Genomic DNA, 743 nt, shown 5'->3' with positions numbered 1-743 from the left:
TTATTTCAACAAATGAAACCATTGGGGAATAACCTGTTTTGCGATTTTTTTGGTGAGTCGGTACGCGAGATCACGCTGCTCTTCAACGAGCCAAGAGGTGTTTTCTTTCACTTGGCTAAGTGATTGATCGAGCTTGAACTGCCAACGGAGCAAAATATCGTGAGAAGAGCTCGCTAAGATGAACTTCATCCATGCGTAGCCCTGTTTGAGCATGTGACGTTCAACTTCGTCTTCTTTCATCATGTCTGGTAGCGCTTTTTGCCAACCTTTCGGCCATTGTGACAACAACATCGGCCCTTGCTGTATAAGAAAACGGGCGATATCCAAACCAAACACGTTGTTCAAACACTGCTTGGGCTTTTTAAGTACCACTTGGCGCATCGCAAAACTGTGCAACGCCCCGCCAATGGTGAGCATTAACGTACTGAGCGCATCAGGAGGAAGCAGAGCCAAGCTATGGTGTGGCTTGTTAAAAGCCGTTTCTGGAACAGGCGCAAGCGCCCACTCTTCTAGACACCAAAGGTTGAAGTTTGGGTTATCTCGCCAGCCATCCAGATTAAGAAGCCAAGGCTGTTTTGGCACGATCCAGTTTTGCTCTAGGTACTGACATGGGCAGTAGTTGAACTGATGCAGCACCTGAGCCATCGGTGTTTCAGGTTTAACCACGCTTTGCGCTCCTGCGGCACCACGTGAACGTCGCGACATTCGAGCCAATCAATAGCAGTACCATAAACACTAAAATC

General features: G+C 47.9%; 1 protein-coding gene and 1 pseudogene. Both read right to left on the bottom strand.

Annotation, left to right across the window (positions count from 1 at the left end; all coding sequences use genetic code 11):
- Positions 1 to 666, bottom strand: a complete 666-nt coding sequence (gene vscK / locus R7Q48_RS27025; RefSeq protein WP_021448596.1) for a SctK family type III secretion system sorting platform protein VscK — start codon at positions 664 to 666, stop codon at positions 1 to 3.
- Positions 659 to 743, bottom strand: a pseudogene (locus tag R7Q48_RS27020) (EscJ/YscJ/HrcJ family type III secretion inner membrane ring protein); the annotation flags it as partial. The pseudogene R7Q48_RS27020 and the gene vscK, both read right to left, overlap by 8 nt.

It is taken from the genome of Vibrio sp. 378, from assembly GCF_033339435.1.
Note: the sequence above shows the minus strand (reverse complement) of the source record. Positions and strands in the feature narration are given on the sequence as shown.